12 protein-coding genes are annotated in these 12402 nt (G+C 48.8%); 4 read left to right on the top strand and 8 right to left on the bottom strand.

The genetic code is table 11. From position 1 onward, the window contains the following. Positions 1 to 27 precede the first annotated feature (27 nt). From Q0323_RS06330 to Q0323_RS06320, 3 genes are all read left to right on the top strand, one after another. The gene (locus Q0323_RS06330; protein ID WP_298052664.1) at positions 28 to 984 is read left to right on the top strand and encodes a cation diffusion facilitator family transporter; all 957 of its coding nucleotides are present in this window, start codon (positions 28 to 30) and stop codon (positions 982 to 984) included. A gap of 624 nt (positions 985 to 1608) precedes the next feature. Then, positions 1609 to 2187, top strand: coding sequence for a hypothetical protein (locus Q0323_RS06325; RefSeq protein WP_298052661.1), 579 nt, complete (start codon positions 1609 to 1611; stop codon positions 2185 to 2187). A 156-nt stretch (positions 2188 to 2343) separates the two neighbouring features. After that, complete coding sequence (locus Q0323_RS06320) at positions 2344 to 2742, top strand: transporter (RefSeq protein ID WP_298052658.1); 399 nt, start codon at positions 2344 to 2346, stop codon at positions 2740 to 2742. Positions 2743 to 2815: 73 nt separating this feature from the next. On the opposite strand, the gene ribD is transcribed toward Q0323_RS06320, so the two are convergent. Further along, the gene (gene ribD / locus Q0323_RS06315) at positions 2816 to 3973 is read right to left on the bottom strand and encodes a bifunctional diaminohydroxyphosphoribosylaminopyrimidine deaminase/5-amino-6-(5-phosphoribosylamino)uracil reductase RibD (RefSeq protein ID WP_298052655.1); all 1158 of its coding nucleotides are present in this window, start codon (positions 3971 to 3973) and stop codon (positions 2816 to 2818) included. A gap of 540 nt (positions 3974 to 4513) precedes the next feature. Here ribD and Q0323_RS06310 point away from each other — a divergent pair. Beyond that, a complete protein-coding gene (locus Q0323_RS06310; protein WP_069435689.1) occupies positions 4514 to 4768 on the top strand; it encodes a hypothetical protein in 255 nt (84 codons plus the stop codon). Between the two features lie 585 nt (positions 4769 to 5353). Here the strand turns inward: Q0323_RS06310 and Q0323_RS06305 are convergent. The 7 genes from Q0323_RS06305 to lpxC form a co-directional block, all read right to left on the bottom strand. Then, entirely contained in the window at positions 5354 to 5773 is a 420-nt protein-coding gene (locus Q0323_RS06305; protein WP_298052652.1) for a ribosome maturation factor RimP, read from the bottom strand. After that, positions 5766 to 6131 (bottom strand): 30S ribosome-binding factor RbfA, encoded by a 366-nt coding sequence (gene rbfA, locus Q0323_RS06300; protein ID WP_005872391.1) that lies wholly within the window; start codon positions 6129 to 6131, stop codon positions 5766 to 5768. The genes Q0323_RS06305 and rbfA overlap by 8 nt, the downstream gene beginning before the upstream one ends. A 1074-nt stretch (positions 6132 to 7205) precedes the next feature. After that, positions 7206 to 9914, bottom strand: coding sequence for a translation initiation factor IF-2 (gene infB, locus Q0323_RS06295; protein ID WP_298052649.1), 2709 nt, complete (start codon positions 9912 to 9914; stop codon positions 7206 to 7208). Continuing rightward, positions 9898 to 10125 (bottom strand): hypothetical protein, encoded by a 228-nt coding sequence (locus tag Q0323_RS06290; RefSeq protein ID WP_040304108.1) that lies wholly within the window; start codon positions 10123 to 10125, stop codon positions 9898 to 9900. Before Q0323_RS06290 ends, infB begins: the two co-directional genes overlap by 17 nt. A 21-nt stretch (positions 10126 to 10146) precedes the next feature. Beyond that, positions 10147 to 11028: a homoserine kinase gene (thrB, locus tag Q0323_RS06285; protein ID WP_298052646.1), complete on the bottom strand. Its 882-nt coding sequence runs from the start codon at positions 11026 to 11028 to the stop codon at positions 10147 to 10149. A gap of 8 nt (positions 11029 to 11036) precedes the next feature. Further along, positions 11037 to 11435 (bottom strand): glycoprotease, encoded by a 399-nt coding sequence (locus Q0323_RS06280; RefSeq protein ID WP_298052644.1) that lies wholly within the window; start codon positions 11433 to 11435, stop codon positions 11037 to 11039. 63 nt (positions 11436 to 11498) lie between these two features. Next, on the bottom strand, positions 11499 to 12383 hold the full coding sequence (gene lpxC / locus Q0323_RS06275) for a UDP-3-O-acyl-N-acetylglucosamine deacetylase (RefSeq protein ID WP_298052643.1): 885 nt from the start codon (positions 12381 to 12383) through the stop codon (positions 11499 to 11501). Between the last annotated feature and the right edge of the window lie 19 nt (positions 12384 to 12402).

Below are 12402 nucleotides of genomic sequence, written 5' to 3'. Positions count from 1 at the left end.
TAAAATTTGCCGAAAAATGAGGTCAAAATGCACGAAAATCATGCCCACTGCACGCATTCGCACGCGTCAAACAAAGTCGTTTTGAGAAATTCTTTCCTTATAATATCCGCTTTTATGCTGGTCGAGGTCGCGGGCGGCTTGGCGACGAACTCGCTCGCCCTGCTCTCAGACGCCGGGCACATGCTATCAGACGCCGCAGCGCTCGGGCTTTCGCTGTTTGCGTTTAAATTCGGCGAACGCAAGGGCAATCTGCAAAAAACCTTCGGCTATAGGCGGATCGAAATTTTAGCCGCGACGATAAACGCCGTCACGCTCATCGTCATCGCCGTTTTTATCGTCATTGAGGCGGCGCGGCGCCTGCAAAACCCGCCAGAAGTAGCCACCGCTGGCATGCTCGCCATCAGTACGCTGGGTCTTGCTGTAAACATCGTCGTGGCGCTATACATGCTGCGCGGCGGTGACGTGAGAGAAAACGTCAATATGCGCGGCGCCTACCTGCACGTGCTGGGCGACGCTGCGGGCTCGGTGGGTGCGATCGCAGCGGCTTTGGCGATGATGTGCTTTGACTGGGGCTGGGCGGACGCGGCGGCTAGCCTGCTCGTAGCCGCGCTCATCGTAAAAAGCGGCTGGGGCATGCTAAAAGAGAGCCTAAACATTCTAATGGAGGGCTCGCCAAAGGGCGTGAGCCTAGACGCGCTCGTCGCGCAGATCAGGGGCGTAGACGGCGTGCTTTCGGTGCACGACCTGCACGTCTGGAGCATAACAAGCGGCGCAAACGCGCTCACGGCTCACGTGGTGGTTAGCGGCGAGCTGAGCGTGCGCGAAGCGGAGCAGATCATGGCCGAAATATCGCACGAAATGGAGCATCTAGGCATCACGCACACTACGCTGCAGTGTGAGAGCAGCGATAACGAATGCACCGACGAGCTCATCTGCGAAGTAAGATCAAACGATACGGGCGGGCATTTGGGGCATAGTCATTAAATTTTGGATTTGAAATTCCGCTCAATTTAGAATTTAGAATTCCGCTCGGTTTGAAATTTAAAATTTGGCTTGAGTTTTAAATTTTAAATTTGCCCGCGCCGCGAGATTTCGGAATTTTAAAATTTTGAGATTTCAAATTTTAAAATTTTGCGCTCGTTATGAAATTTTAAATCCCTACGCGTAGTGGAATTTTAAAATTTCTCCCCGCGGACGCCATTTCAAAATCAGGCGCCGTGCGTGCAAAATAGTAGAATTTTACGCAGCAGATCGCCGCATCATTCAAAACGGCGCCTATGCGCGTTTGTAGAATTTTAATTTGACGAGAGCAGCAGGCTAGCAAATGCAGCGAAATTTATCGAACGCACGGAGTGGTTTTAAATTTAGCCAAGCGCCTTCTATTTTAATAGCACGGAGATGACATAGCGCGCTACATTTTTAATTTAGTAAAGTATATCGCGCCTCTAAATTTTAAAATTCCGTGCCGCGAATCGAGCTGTAAATTTAGCCGCAAATTTAAACTACTCTCAAAATTTGCCTAAATTTCACTCATCAAATTTTCCTGCCGATTTGAGCCTGTTAAAAGCAAATTTGCCGTATAATCTCGCGAAATTTCAGGGAGCCAAGGTGCGCAAAAACATAAAATACCTAATTTACAAGTTCCTTTTGGGCAACGTCTTTTTGGCCATTTTTGTGATTTCATTTTACGTTGTTTCGTGGCATATTGAAAATATTTCAAATATCGATGTTATGAGCCTTTTGAAGGGATATTTTTTATTTCCGGGTGATATTCGCCTGCCTTTTACGACGGCGATTCTTGAGCTATTCGCCTTTTACGTCAGCAGCAGTTTGAGCGATTTTTACGTCAAAGAGGTCGATCGCAAGCTAAATTTTATACTTTTCATCGCCTTTGCGACGATAGGAATTTTAGCGCTTACCGCCGTTACTTATATCATAGTATTCGGTTTTATGCTATTCGGTCTGGATTTGGATAAAAAATTAGTAGCGATATTATCCGCCGTGATATTATTCATAGGCACCTATTCTACGGCATTTTCATTTCGCAAAAGCGATTACGAGCTCGGCAAATTTTTACAAATCGTTAGCCTAAAAAGGCGCTGGAATGCCAACGAAACACTATCGTCTATTTTATTGCTTATAGGCGTAATAATATGGTTAAACTTTATCGTTTTTGAATCTAAATAAAGCTAAGCGCCCCGTTTAATTTTATCCGTATGCGCTAAATTTAATAGGCGTAAATCGCTCGCACGGCGCGACAAAGTTTTAATCACGGAATACTTTTTATCAAAATTTAAATCTATGCATTATAATTGCAGGAATTAAAAAGGACGGCAATCGGTTATGAAAAGAGATATATTAATCGCGATTTTAGGCTTACTTTGCGCCTTTATAGATATTAATTACATAGGTTTTCTTATCGCATTAAATTTGATAGTAGTCTTGGTTTGCGCCGTTTTTCCTTTTATGAAAAAGAATTATATATTTTTTCTACTGCTTGTCGTAAATTTAGCTTTGTATTTGAATAATATCTACACCCCTTTTGAAAAGCCAGAGCTTTGGACTTATAGCATACCTGCGCTGGCAAATGCGACATATGTATTAGTAGCGCTAGTTTATGCTTCGGGATTTGTCGCTTTTGTTCCGCTTGCGGCATATATCTGTTTTTTATATTCGCTCTGCGTCGTTGCTTGCGGCATACGTGAAAAATTTCATATTTTTCCATCGCCTTTACGACGATAGGCGTGAGTTGGTCATTATAATAATAGTAGCACTGCTAATCCTTATACCGATAATAACGAAGCTTTTGTGATTTTTATTTTAAAATCTTAAACCAGCCGTAGAATTCGTTCGCTTCCAGGTGCGGATCGCCCGCATGGGAGATGAAAAGCGGCTGTAGCGTGGCATTTGCTTTGAAATTTCCCGCGTCCCTCATCTGCGCGCTGTAAAAAATAAGCGCGTGGCTCGCAAACTGCGCGAACTCGTCAAACGAGCTCGCCCCCGCCTCTATCATCGTGATTTTGGCACCCGCAGGCAGCGACTGCGAGACCTCTACCTTGCGCCCTGCGATGCCAAAAAGCGGAATACTCGCATCAAAATCCGAAAGTGCACGGCGCGAGTATATCCAAACATCGGGTGCGCGCAGCTTTAGATTTTGCGGCGCGACACGCGCGTCTAGCGCCAGCATATCGGCTCTGCCTGCCAAAGCGCTAATTTCGTCAAATTTAGCCGCACGCACGTCCAGCGTCGGCCTGTCGGCGCGCACGGTCTGCCCGCCCACGCCCACGTAGTCGCACACGTCGCGCAGCTCGTGTACGAACGCGCGCTGCTTCTCGCTGCCGATCCGCCCATGCACCGAGCCGTTTAGCGTGGCGTTGATTTTGATGAAGCAAAAGCCACTCTCGCGCGCCAGATAAAATGGCTCCGCAAGCTCCGTCGCTGCGGCGCGGCAAACGTCAAATTTCACCTCTATGCTCCCGCGGCGTAAAATTTCCGCGCCGCCCGCAGCCTGCGCGTTCGTATCGCGCGTGCCGATTACCACGCGCGATAGTCCGAGCTGCGCCAAAAGCTCGGCGCAAGACGGGGTCTTGCCGCGGTGTGCGCAGGGCTCAAGCGTGACATAGGCGCAAGCGCCGCCCAAAAGCCCGCCGTGGCGGTTTAGGATAAAATCATAAGTGAAGCTCGGCTGCAAAAGCGCGCTTTTTAGGGCTTCTAGGTTTTGAAATTTAACGCCGAATTTGCGGGCGTATTCGCGAGCGAAATCCTGCGCGAAATTTGCGTCCAGATCGCACAGCGCGGCGAAAACGGCGTTTGCCTCGGCATGCAAAAAGCCCACCTTTTTGTGTGCGCCTATGCCAAGAACTCTGCCGCTCTTATCTAGAAGCACGCAGCCCACGGCGGGGTTGGGTAGCGTCAAAGCCTGATAGCGCCACGCAGCCCGCAGCGCCAAATCCATGTAAAATTCGTCGTTCATACAAAATCCAAAATTTAAATTGTCCCGCTCCGCCGCGATTGCTTAGCCGATTTGCGGCTAGTCAGCAACCTCGCCTCGTCTGCCCGCAACGGATTGCGCCTCGGACGCAACCCGCTTGCCCGCCTACGCTCGCCCATGCCGTCGTACCGGCTAACGCCGACTCACGTTCCAAATACGTTTGCCGCTACAAGCCTCGCTTTAAGCGCCAAATTTATCAGAGTGCAAGCCGCGCGCCGTATGTGTAGGAGCAGATTCCGTGCGGGAACAAAACTGCGAAATCTTACCACAGGTTTTAGAATTTTATCCTAAATCGTAAATTTTGCGGCGTCCTTTTCGCGCGCCAAGAATTTTCGCCCATCGTGCAAATGAGCGTATCGATAGCGCGCAAACGCTGATTTTGCGAAGTAAAATTCTAATGAAGCGCTGGGGCAAAACCGCAATCGGGCGCGAATATGAAATTTCAAAAGGCGCGGCTTGATTTCAGCTCAAATTCAGGGGGGGGGGGGGTAGAATTACAAGAATTTTCTTCAAAGGATCAAAATGTCTGAACAACCGACCGTTCAACCCCAATCAAACGTGCTTGGGATACTCTCCATAGTCTTCGCGATTTTAGGGATCTTTTTCCTAGGGATCGTTTTCGTTCCGCTTGCGTTTTTGTGCGCGATCGCCGCGACCTATCAAGCCGTCAAAAAGCAAGCCTCGCTCGTAATAGCGATATTAGCGTGGATCCTTACGATCGTAGGGCTCATGACCTCGCCCGTACTGCTAGCCACGATCGGAATCTCCGCTTCATAGTCGCAAACATCCGCGCCGCTTGGCGTAATTTTAATTATCTGATGAACGGCGCGCAAACCTTCGCCCGCAGAGTTTTAAAACGTAAATTTGTCTGTAGAATTTCGCCTTAAAATTCTACAGACAAAATTTTAAGGCGAAATTTGGCACAGGAATTTTGTATCAAAAATTTACGGGCGGAATTTCAGCGTGGAATTTTGCCGCGCCGAAACAGCGCGTAAATTTTAAATTTAGCCACCTTTTAGTGCGACGTAAAATTCCTAAGCAACGCGCAAGCGTCACGCAAAACTTATCTTTTAGCGGCGCAGCGTAAAATTTCAAAGCATCGCTCGCTGGTTTGAAAAATTACCTTTTAACGACGTAACATAAAATTTCAAAACAGGCGAGCGGCACTGGAATTTTAAAATTTTGCGCCAATCGCCGCGAGAGATCAAGAGCAACCGGGAGCTGTAAATTTCAAAAGCTATTTTAAAATTTAAACCTCAAAATTCGGAGCTGAAATTTCAAACTCGCAAATCCCGCGCGGCAAATTTTAAAGTCTCATTCGCAAAATTTCAAAGCCGCGCGCAGAGTTTTAAATCTCCGCCGCTACCACTGCACGTAGGTTCGCGCCTTTTTGATCTCGTCAAGTCGCACGCTCACTTCGCCGCCGTCCGTGCGTAGTCTAAGCACGCCGCCTTCGCAGCCAAGCACCTCGCCGCTTAGCTTCTGCCCGTCCGTGCGGCTTAGGCGCACCAGCTCGCCCACGGAGTTTGCGAAATGCTGCGGCTTGCTTAGCTTGCGCTCAAGCCCGGGCGAGCCGACCTCCAGCGTCCACTCGCCCTCAAGCGGCGGCTCCACGTCGAAAATCGGCGAAAGTAGCCGCGATAACCGCTCGCAGTCGTCTAGGCCCACGCCGCCCGCTTTAGTGATGCTGATGCGGTAGATCGTTCTTCCGTTTTCGCTCACCATCTCCACGTCGTAAAGCTGCACGCCGCACTCGCGCGCTAAAGCCTCTAAATCAACCATTTTTGCGCAGCTCCTCCTCTATTTTGTCGAAAAGATCGTCCATTTTGTTTTGATACTCCAAGCGGTCGTCGAATTTGAAGTGAAACGCGGGGCAGCGGTACCAGCCCTCCGCCTCGGCGCAGAAGTTTTGCAAATATCTCGCCACGCGGCCGAGCTTTTCGAGCACGAATTCCTGCTCGCGCTCGTCGAAGGCGTTTTTATCCAGATATACGAACGCATCGTAGCGCCCGCGCTTGCACTCTACGTCGGTGACGCACAGCCCGCGCAAAAGCTCGTCCTCAAGGCTCGCGAGCGCTTCGGGGATGAGCTGCTTTAGCACGCTTTGCGTGCGCAGTCTTCTGAGTTCGGTCGGATTCATCTTTACCTCGCTATCTTAAATCACCGCAGATTGCGCGGCGATGGAATTTTATTGCTCCGCCGCGGAGCCTTATCTCGCATCCATCTCACGGCGGCACTGAATTTTATTTCACTTCGGCGCGGCGAAATATCCGTCCTGCGGCGACGCGATCTGTTTAAATTTGACGCGGCTTACGATGCGCCGGAGCGTCCATTTAAATTCTGAGCGGTTTGCTGCGCGCAGGTACTGCGAGCGGCGCCGCACTTTTTAAAATTTCGCTCTTAAATTTTAAAAAGGCGCAAGCCCTGCTTTGAAATTTTACTTTTAAATTTTAGCCCGCGCGCTTCGCACTTAAATTTAAAACGCAGGCTGCGTAGAATTTCATGGCTCGCACTCTCTAACGCTCGTCGTATAGCCGCACCGCTACAGCAAAAATATTTCCGCGTCAGGCGCAGTTCTATTCTACGCCGTATTCTGCTCACCACGGCGCTATCTATACCACTGCCACGCTGCCCGTCTTGACACCGCAATAATACAGCGCGCGGCGATACCCTCTTTGCGCTACGCTCGCTTACTGCGTCGCTATTTACGATATCCGCTGCCATTTTGGCGACGCACAGTTCCGTGCGCCGTTGCCGCCTCATTTTGCGCCACTTGCACAGCGCCGTCCTCCGCGTCGCTGTTTTGCCGCATACTGCACTGTTTCGAAATTTATCTTAAATTTTAAAAACGCTTCGATGCCGCGCGAAATCTAAATTTTGCCGCTTTAAAATTTCAACTTTGCGATTAAATTTAAAATTTAAGTCGCACGGAAAAACTGCGACCAGCAAGCAGCGTAAATTTAAAATTTGATCACAACGCCGTACCGCAAGAAAAATCTAAACATTAAAATTTCAAAACTAGCGCTATGCAGCAGCACCTTGCGCGAAACCGACAAAATTTAAAGCCTTGTCCGTACGCTCCGCCGCTAAATTTTAAAGGCGAAATTTCACGCCCAAATTTTGCGAGCATAAAATTTCAAAGCGCGATCGAGGCTTAAAATTTAGCCGCAAGCCGTGCAAACGAGGCCAATGCCCACGCGGAATTCCGCGAGCATTAGTCTATCGTAGCCTGCTCCTCTTTTTGCTTGTAGCTTTCGATAAAATCGCCCACGCGCATATCGTCGTAGCCCTCGATGCCTACGCCGCACTCGAAGCCTTTGGCGACTTCCTTGGCGTCGTCTTTGAAGCGCTTGAGCGAACTGACGTTGCCCTCGAAAACGATGACGCCCTCTCTGATGACGCGGATCTTTGCGCCGCGAGCTATGAGCCCGTCGGTAACCATGCAGCCCGCGATCTGCCCGATCTTAGGCACGTTGATGACCTGGCGAATCTCGGCTTGACCCAAGGCCTCCTCGCTGATGATCGGGCTCATAAGGCCGCTCAAAAGCGCCTTGATATCGTCGATGAGATTGTAGATGACGTTGTAGGTCTTAATCTGCGCGCCGCGCTCCTTGGCAAGCTCTTTGATTTCGCCCGTAGGACGGACGTTGAAGCCCAAGATCACGCAGTTTTCGCTAGCGCTTGCCAAGGCGATGTCGTTTTGCGTGATACCGCCGATGCCGCTGTGGATGATGTCGACCTTGACTTCGTCGTTGCGGAGCTTCTCAAGGCTTGCTTTGATAGCCTCCAGCGAGCCCGCGACATCGGCCTTGACAATCACCGGAAGGCTTTTTAGCGAGCCTTCGGCGATCTTGGCGCTTAGCTCGTCAATGGTGACCTTGGTCGATTTGCTAAGCTCCTTTTGGCGCTGATGCTCGTAAATTTTACTCGCATACTCGCGCGCTTCCTTATCGCTCGAAACGCCGATCAACGTCTCGCCCGCACCCGGAACCTCGCTAAGGCCTATGATGACGCCGCATTCGCCCGGTAAAATTTGCTTTAGCGCCCTGCCCTTATCGTCGCTAAGCGCGCGCACCTTGCCATATGCGATACCCGCTACGACGGTGTCTCCTACGTGCAGAGTGCCGTTTTGCACGATGACGGTGGCAACTGCGCCGCGCCCCTTTTGAAGGGAGCTTTCGATGATGGTTGCCTTAGCCTGCTTACTAGGATCTGCTTTGAGCTCCAAAAGATCGGCTTGCAAAAGCACGATCTCTAATAAATTTTCAATTCCGTCGCCCGTCTTTGCGGAGATCGGCACAAACTCGTAGCTGCCGCCCCACTCGGTAGGCATGATGTCAAGCTCTGCAAGCCCAGTTTTTACGAGATCGGGATTAGCATTAGGCTTGTCCATTTTATTTATCGCGATGATGATCGGCACGTTTGCCGCCTTAGCGTGCGCTATAGCCTCCTTAGTCTGAGGCTTGACGCCGTCGTCTGCGGCCACTACGATGATTACGATATCGGTAACCTCCGCTCCGCGCGCTCTCATCGAAGTAAAGGCCTCGTGGCCCGGAGTGTCGATGAAGGTGATCTTCCTGCCGTTTTTCTCGACCATATACGCGCCTACGTGCTGCGTGATACCGCCCGCTTCGCCGCTTGCAACGCGAGAGTTTCGGATATAATCGAGCAGGCTCGTTTTGCCGTGATCGACGTGCCCCATGATGGTAATGACAGGCGCTCTGGCGATTAAATTTTCTTCTCCTTCGCTGTCCTCGTAGGCCTTGATGTAGTCAAACTCCTGCGCCTCATCGATGATATTTACCTCGATGCCGAATTCGCTTGCTAAAATTTCTATCGCGTCCTCGTCTAAAAAGTCGTTTTTCGTCGTCATCATCCCGAGCGCAAATAACTTGCCAATAATCTCGCTAGGCTGCTTTTTGATCTTATCGGCAAACTCATAGACGCGGATCTCTTTTGGGATATTTACAGAGCTTACGATTTCGCTACCCTGCTCGCGAGGGGCTTTTTTATGCTTTTTGCGACCGCTGCGACTTATACCGCCCTCACTGCTGAAAATTTGATTCTGCGAGGCGCGATAAATATTGGGTTGGTTTTTACTTTTGGTGCGATTTTCGGTCTGAATTGGTTTGACGGTGAAATCGGGCATTACCACGACGTCCTCGTCCTCAATGACGATATCCGCCATCTCGTGATCAGGAATGATGTCGATTTTAAGGGCGTCCTCTTTTTTAGCCGCGGGAGCTTTTTTCTTTTCGATCTTTTTCTTTTTCAAATTTAGTTCAGCGTTTGAAAAGATCGCCTCTAGACTTGCACTTATCTTTTCGCGCCTAGGCTCGATTCTATCTTGTGCCGCCGGGGCTTGAACTTCCTTTTTCTTTTTGACTATTACTAGACCGCGGCGCTTTTGCAAGCTCTCGCTAGCTATGCTATCGCCGCTGTTTATCTGCACCAGAGCAGGCTTTGAAGCAGTATTTTGCTTCTCCTCTTTCTCCTGCGGGGCGGAGGAAATTTCTTCTTTTTGATTTTGAGATTTTTCGGTTTTTACCTCGAGCTCTTGCGTACGCGTTTTTTCATCGCTAGGCTCTTTGGCACTCTGCGCGGACTCTTTGGATCCGGAAGCTTTTAAGCTTTCCGCCTTTTTAGGACTCTCTTTTTTAGCGGTTTTTTTAGTTTCGCTCTGTTTTTTAGCGGGCTTATTCTCGTCTTCTTGCGCTTTTTCGGAGCTTTTTTTCGCAGGCTTTGACTTTTTCCCCGGCAAAATTCCCGTCTGAATATAATCATAAATAGCAGCAGCTTCTTCCTCGCTTACTTTATTCGACGCGGTTTTTACCCTCTTAAAGCCCATCTCCTGCGCTTTTTCGATTATCTCTTTGCTTGCGTATCCAAGCTCGTCCGCGATATCTTTAATCAGAACACCCATTTAAAACCCTCTCCTTGATATGTCCCAAATCTGCGCTAGACGCAAATTTAGATAGATATTTTGAAATTTTCTCTTTTTGATTTATGCAACCGTCGCAAATATAAAATTGTCTGTTTGAGCTTATATTTTTAAAATTTTGCAAAAAGGCGTGGAGTTCGCGCTTGGCGAAGCGCCCCTTACAAATAACGCACATCCTAATCGGTTCGCTCATGCGATTATATCTTTATTTTTCTTAGTCAATATTAAAGCCGCCGTTGTCGATATCTAAAATTTCGACGCGGAAGTTTTTAAAATTTTCGCTGAGGCAGGCTTTAAGCTTCGCGGCGTCGGATCTGTAGGCTAAATTTAAAAAGCTTGAGCCGCTTCCCGAGAGCGAGCTCATAAGCGCGCCGTTATCATAGGCGATCTCGCGCACCCCAAAAAGCTGCGGGAGCACGCCCATGCGCATCTGCTCGTGCATCTTATCGATACAGGCGTAACGCAAGCTGTCGTAATCGCGTCGCATAAAGCAAGCGGTCAGAAACGCCGCGTGCGAGAGGTTGCTAACGCAATCTTTGATCGAAAAGCTCTTAGGCAGCTTGCCCCGCGATTCATTCGTAGGCATCGGCGTATCGGGGATAACGACGACGGCTTGCAGATCTTGCGAAATTTCGCATTTTTGCGTGCGAACCGTCTTGCCGTCCACGACGCTGCTGACAAAGCCGCCGAGCGTCGCGGGTGCGATATTATCAGGGTGATTTTCATATTCCAGCGCCGCGTTTAAAATTTTAGCGCGATCGATCTCAAAACCGCAAATTTTATAAGCGCTTGCGATAGCGCCTACGATCACGGCAGAGCTACTGCCCAGTCCCCGCGAAAACGGGATGTTGTTGTGAAAAGCAAATTTAAAATTTATCTCTTGCCCGCCGCCTAGTTTTCTGTAAATTTCATTGAAAATATTCAAAAAAGCGTTGCCCTTCTTAAGCCACGCTCTGTCGCTGCCCTCGCCGCTAAGCGATACGCAAAAAAACTTCTGCTCGGTAATCTCTACTTCGTTAAATAGCCCTAGGCTAAGGCCGAGCGCGTCGAAACCGGGACCTAAATTTGCGCTCGTCGCAGGAATTCTTATAATCAAGCTCTCTCCTAAACCGCTTCTATGATGTAATTTGGAAGTATATCATCGCTTTTATTTAAAACCGATAAATCCTGCGGCAAAGATAGCGCGGCGGGGGCGCATTTTTTCATCCTGATTTCACCGCGCTCATAAACGTAGCTGAAGTTTTTATTTGCTCTGATCGGCCCGAAGCCGCTTAGCTCAAAGCCGCTGATCGCGCGCAGAGGCACATCAAGAGCGATGCTAAGCGTGCGCAAGATGACATAGCTTACCTTCATGCCCATGAAACTGCCGGGAGTGTTTGCGTAGATGAGCTCTTTGATTTTATAAGTTTTTAGAATTTCGCTAAATTTAGCGATCAGGAAGTTATCGGCTTTTTCGTCTTTGGCGCTTGCAAATTCCGCTATCTTAGCGCCGTTTTCATACACGCCGAGTAAGCATGGAGCGCTAAGAGCGGCAATTAGAATTTCAACCTCTTTGATTTTGCAGCCTTAAGCAAAGACTTTTTGATATTCGCGCACAACCTCGGCGGTAAGATCTACTAGCTCGAAATTTTTAGCATCGGCTAAAACTGATAAAGTTAGTTTATGATTTAGATCGTGGCTTCCCGCAAACGCTGTATAATCGCCCAAAATCGGAGCACCTACGAGCGCAAGATCGCCGATCGCGTCTAAAATTTTATGGCGAACGAACTCGTTTTCAAAACGCAAACCCTCGGGATTTAAAATTTTGTTCTCATCGATTACGACGGCATTTTCTAAGCTGCCGCCTAGAGCTAACCCCATGGAGCGAAGCGCTTGCACATCTTTCAAAAACCCAAAAGTTCTGGCGCGCGAAATTTCTTTAAGATAGACTTTTTTGCTAAATTCAAAAACATAGTGCTGAGTGCCGATGAGCGGATGGCTAAATTTAATCGTATAATCAAATTTAGGGCTCTTGCTAGGACTTAGTCGTACGAGCTTATCTCCCTCGCGAATCTCCACGGCACGCTTGATGATGAGAGCTTTTTTATTAGCGTCAAGCTCTCTTACTCCCGCCTCATCCAAAAGCATACAAAAGCTCGCGGAGCTTCCGTCCATTACAGGAATTTCATTAGCATCGACGATGATGCGGATATTATCGATACCATAAGCATTAATGGCGCTCATTAGATGCTCTATTGTTGATATATAGCCCTTCTCATTTCCTACGACGGTCGCCATCTGCGTATTTATGACGTTTTTCGGCTCGGCTTTAAAACTAATGCCAAGATCACTTCTATAAAATACGATTCCACTGCCTGCCTCTAAAGGCTCTAACGTAAGTTTGATAGGCTCACCTTTGTGCAGCCCGATACCGACGTTATGGACTTTCTTAGCTATCGTTGTCTGTCTCATTTCTATCCTCGTTTTCATT

The sequence above is a fragment of the uncultured Campylobacter sp. genome, assembly GCF_938030145.1.
GTDB lineage: Bacteria > Campylobacterota > Campylobacteria > Campylobacterales > Campylobacteraceae > Campylobacter_B.
The sequence above is the reverse complement of the archived record's forward strand: the minus strand, read 5'-3'. Positions and strand labels throughout refer to the sequence as shown.

Excerpts from the sequence above, each read along its gene's own strand:
- Q0323_RS06330 (WP_298052664.1), top strand. The coding sequence starts at position 28 with ATGCACGAAAATCATGCCCACTGCACGCATTCGCACGCGTCAAACAAA.
- Q0323_RS06320 (WP_298052658.1), top strand. The coding sequence starts at position 2,344 with ATGAAAAGAGATATATTAATCGCGATTTTAGGCTTACTTTGCGCCTTT.
- ribD (WP_298052655.1), bottom strand. The coding sequence starts at position 3,973 with ATGAACGACGAATTTTACATGGATTTGGCGCTGCGGGCTGCGTGGCGC.
- Q0323_RS06310 (WP_069435689.1), top strand. The coding sequence starts at position 4,514 with ATGTCTGAACAACCGACCGTTCAACCCCAATCAAACGTGCTTGGGATA.
- Q0323_RS06305 (WP_298052652.1), bottom strand. The coding sequence starts at position 5,773 with ATGGTTGATTTAGAGGCTTTAGCGCGCGAGTGCGGCGTGCAGCTTTAC.
- rbfA (WP_005872391.1), bottom strand. The coding sequence starts at position 6,131 with ATGAATCCGACCGAACTCAGAAGACTGCGCACGCAAAGCGTGCTAAAG.
- infB (WP_298052649.1), bottom strand. The coding sequence starts at position 9,914 with ATGGGTGTTCTGATTAAAGATATCGCGGACGAGCTTGGATACGCAAGC.
- Q0323_RS06290 (WP_040304108.1), bottom strand. The coding sequence starts at position 10,125 with ATGAGCGAACCGATTAGGATGTGCGTTATTTGTAAGGGGCGCTTCGCC.
- lpxC (WP_298052643.1), bottom strand. The coding sequence starts at position 12,383 with ATGAGACAGACAACGATAGCTAAGAAAGTCCATAACGTCGGTATCGGG.